4 protein-coding genes and 2 pseudogenes are annotated in these 3,949 nt (G+C 62.1%); all 6 read right to left on the reverse strand.

All coding sequences use genetic code 11. The features are described from left to right. Positions 1–126 (reverse strand): annotated as a pseudogene (locus tag EN994_RS36230) (leucyl/phenylalanyl-tRNA--protein transferase); the annotation flags it as partial. 12 nt (positions 127–138) lie between these two features. Further along, complete coding sequence (accC, locus tag EN994_RS21280) at positions 139–1,482, reverse strand: acetyl-CoA carboxylase biotin carboxylase subunit (protein ID WP_127307787.1); 1,344 nt, start codon at positions 1,480–1,482, stop codon at positions 139–141. Between the two features lie 10 nt (positions 1,483–1,492). After that, a complete protein-coding gene (gene accB / locus EN994_RS21285; protein WP_013531358.1) occupies positions 1,493–1,951 on the reverse strand; it encodes an acetyl-CoA carboxylase biotin carboxyl carrier protein in 459 nt (152 codons plus the stop codon). Positions 1,952–1,977: 26 nt separating this feature from the next. After that, positions 1,978–2,412, reverse strand: coding sequence for a type II 3-dehydroquinate dehydratase (aroQ, locus tag EN994_RS21290; protein WP_013531359.1), 435 nt, complete (start codon positions 2,410–2,412; stop codon positions 1,978–1,980). Positions 2,413–2,561: 149 nt separating this feature from the next. Continuing rightward, a complete protein-coding gene (locus tag EN994_RS21295; RefSeq protein ID WP_013531360.1) occupies positions 2,562–3,365 on the reverse strand; it encodes a DsbA family protein in 804 nt (267 codons plus the stop codon). Positions 3,366–3,426: 61 nt separating this feature from the next. Continuing rightward, a pseudogene (locus EN994_RS21300) lies at positions 3,427–3,949 on the reverse strand (M48 family peptidase); the annotation flags it as partial.

Raw genomic sequence — 3,949 nt, forward strand, 5'->3', positions numbered from 1 at the left:
CTCCGGCCGCACCCAGAACACCTCCGGGTCGCCGGCACTTTCTGCCATTGGGAAGACGCCCGAGGCGTAGGCCTTGAGCAGCAGGTCGGTGGGGATGCGATAGCCGGGCGCGTAGGGGCGGGTCATCGCGTCTCCGCGCTACTCTTCCTTGGCCAGGTATTTTTCCAGCCAGTGGATGTCATAATCGCCATTGGCGATGTCGGCATTGCCGACGAGATCGCGAAACAGCGGCAGCGTCGTCTTGATACCGTCGACGACGAACTCGTCCAGGGCGCGGCGCAGGCGCATCATGCACTCGACGCGGTTACGCCCATGTACAATCAGCTTGCCGATCAGGCTGTCGTAATAGGGCGGGATCTTGTAGCCGGAATAGACGCCGGAATCGACGCGGATGCCCAGACCACCCGGTGTGTGGAAATGGGTGATCGTACCGGGCGAGGGGGTGAAGGTGCGTGGGTCCTCGGCGTTGATGCGGCATTCGATGGCGTGGCCGTTGAACTTGATGTCCTCCTGCTTCACCGAGAGGCCGCCGCCGGAAGCGACGCGGATCTGCTCATGCACGAGATCGATGCCGGTGATCGCTTCCGTCACCGGATGCTCGACCTGCAGGCGCGTGTTCATCTCGATGAAATAGAACTCGCCATTTTCGTAGAGGAACTCGATCGTGCCGGCGCCGGAATAGCCGAGGTCGGCGATCGCCTTGGCGCAGATGCCGCCGATACGGGCGCGCTCTTCGGCATTGAGGGCCGGCGAGGGCGCCTCTTCCCAGACTTTCTGGTCGCGGCGCTGCAAGGAACAGTCGCGCTCGCCGAAATGCACGCCGCGGCCAAAGCCGTCGCCGAACACCTGCACCTCGATATGGCGCGGCTTTTCCAGGTATTTCTCGATGTAGACCGCATCGTCGCCGAAGGCCGCACCGGCTTCCGTGCTCGCCGTTTGCAAGGCGACCTCAAGGTCGGCCTCGGTAAGCGCTACCTTCATACCGCGCCCGCCACCACCGGCCGATGCCTTGATGATCACGGGATAGCCGATCTCGGCGGCAATGCGCCTGGCTTCCTTTTGGTCGGTGACGGCACCGTCCGAACCGGGCACAACCGGAATGCTGAGGCGCTTGGCGGTTCGCTTGGCCTCGATCTTGTCGCCCATGATGCGGATATGGTCGCCGGACGGACCGATGAAGGTGATGTTGTGCGCGGCCAGTATGTCGGCGAACTTGGCGTTCTCCGACAGGAAGCCGTAGCCCGGATGCACGGCGTCGGCGCCGGTGATTTCGCAGGCCGCAACGATCTGATGGATGTTGAGATAGCTGTCGCGCGATGGCGGCGGACCGATGCAGACGCTCTCGTCCGCGAGCCGCACATGCATGGCGTCGGCATCGGCGGTCGAATGCACCACCACCGTCTGGATGCCGAGTTCCTTGCAGGCGCGCAGTACCCGGAGGGCGATTTCGCCGCGATTGGCGATGAGGATCTTCTGAAACATCAGGCCCGCTCTACTCGATCACGACGAGCGGCATGCCATATTCGACCGGCTGCGAATCCTCGAAAAGGATCGCGGTCACCGTGCCGGCGCGTGGCGAGGGGATCTGGTTCATCGTCTTCATTGCTTCGATGATCAGCAGCGTCTGGCCTTCCTTGACCTTCTGGCCGACTTCGATGAATGCCTTGGCGTCCGGCGACGGAGCCAAATAGGCCGTGCCGACCATCGGTGAGGTGACCGCATTCTTGGAAAGGTCCGCCACCACAGGCACGGCAACGGCGGCAGCCTGCGCTGCTGCCGGCGCATAGGCCGGTTGCGGCGCCGCGATTGCATGAACGGCCGGCGCCTGCCGCGAGACGCGCACCTTCAGGTCGCCCAGTTCAACCTCGATCTCGGTGAGATTGGTGTCGTTCAGTATGCCCGCCAGATCGCGGATCAGTTGCTGGTCAACACCGGTCTTCTTTATCGACATTTTCGAGCCTTCTGTTTGTTGGCCGGTCATAGGCGTGCGGCCAGCGCCTGTAGCGCCAGCGTATAGCCGAGCGGCCCAAAGCCACAGATCATGCCGACGGCGACCGGCGCGACCATGGAGACGTGGCGGAATGGTTCCCGCGCATGGATGTTGGAAAGATGAACTTCGGCCACCGGCAATGGTGCGACGGCGCGGATGGCGTCGTGGATGGCAATCGAGGTGTGGCTGTAGGCGCCCGGGTTGATGACGATGCCGACAGCCTTGTCGCCGGCTTCCTGAATCCAGTCGACAAGGTCGCCCTCATGGTTCGACTGGCGGAAATCGATCTCGAACCCCAGCGCCGTGCCTGCCTGCTTGCAGTCGTCGGCGATCGCGGCAAGCGTCTTGCCGCCATAGATGCCCGGCTCGCGCTTGCCGAGCGCGTTGAGATTGGGACCGTTCAGGACGAAAACCGTTTTCAAAAAAGCCGACCTTTCCCGGCGCCGTCATCAAGCCGGCGCGCTGGGCCCTCTATAATGGGCATAGCCGCCCGCGGAAAGAGCGCAAGTGCGTTCTTTCACTGTCCACAACAGGCGGAAATGTGCCAGTGAGAGATAGCTGGCGAGCAAGATCAGAGCGCGGCTTTCGCCGCCTCGATCTTTTCAGCCAGCACTTCCTGCCCGAGCGCCCCGAACACCACCTCGTTGCCGACGACATAGGACGGCGTTCCGGTGATCGCCAGTTTGTTGGCAAGATCGTAGGTCTTGGCGAGGGCCTCGTTGATTGTCGGGTCCTTCATCTTCTCGCGCAGCGCCGCTTCGTCGGCGCCGAGCGACAGCGCGACCTTCATGGCCGCCGCCTCGGTGGCGCGTCCCTGACCGCCGAGCAACGCATTGTGGAACTCGCCGTACTTTTCCGGGTGCATCAGGTGGAAGGCCATCGAGACCACGCTCGCCTTCTGCGAATCCGGTCCGAGGATGGGGAATTCCTTGAGCACGAAACGCAGGTCCGGATCGGTCTTGGTCAGCGCCTTCATGTCGTCGATGGCACGTTTGCAGAAGCCGCAATTATAGTCGTAGAACTCGACGATGGTGACCTTGCCGGTCGGATTGCCGACGACGCCGTCGAAGGCGGAGTTGAAAATCTGGTCCTTGGCATCCTTGATCACGCCGAGATGAGCGATGCGCTGCTCTTCCTTCTGCTTGGCCTCAAGCGCGTCCTGGACCTCCAGAAGAACTTCCGGGTTTTTCAACAAATAGTCGCGGATGATGCCTTCGACCTCGGTGCGGTCGATCTTGGTATCGGCCGCCGCCGTCTCGACCGGCTGTGCGGTCCCGGCCTTGGCGATCTGCGGGTTTCCGGCAACGAATCCGAAAGCCAGCATGGCCAGAGCGACCGCAACCCCCGTGGTGCCCAGCAGCAGTGCCTTTTTCATCGTTCCTGTTCCTTCTGCCTGTTTTCCGGTCTGGCTATGTCGTGGCGCGGGGCCGGAAGGTTCACTTGATCTTGGTTGATGGCTTGTAGTTTATGATATCCTGGGCGCGAAGCCAGCGCGGCTCGCCGCGTTTCATCTGCTGCTGCGCCCGCATGGCGAAAATCTTCGCATCCTTGTAGTTGCCGGAATAGAAATGGCTTTCAGCGGTGGCAAGTTCAGCGCCAGGTATGTCGCCCAACTCGCCATAGGCCTGCGCCAGATAGCGATATCCGGCTGAATTTTCCTTGTCGCGACCGAGGCCATTGTTGATCTGCACGACGGCTTTTTTGAGGGAGTCGGGCGTGCCGACGGCCATCAGCGCCTGGCCCACGGACACTGGCAGCAGACCGGACCGAGCCGAATCGAGGCTGACCGCCTTGGCATAGGCGTCCGCGGCTTCCTTGGGTTTGTTGGCTTTCATCAGGATGTCGCCGCGCAGTTCCTGGAAGTAGGCATTCTTCGGTTGCGCTTTGATCAGTGCATTGGTCTTGGCGAGGGCGGCGGCGATGTTGCCGAACAGGTAGGTCGACTGGGCGTCGCCGTAC

This window comes from Mesorhizobium sp. M7A.F.Ca.CA.002.09.1.1 (assembly GCF_003998555.1).
GTDB lineage: Bacteria > Pseudomonadota > Alphaproteobacteria > Rhizobiales > Rhizobiaceae > Mesorhizobium > Mesorhizobium ciceri.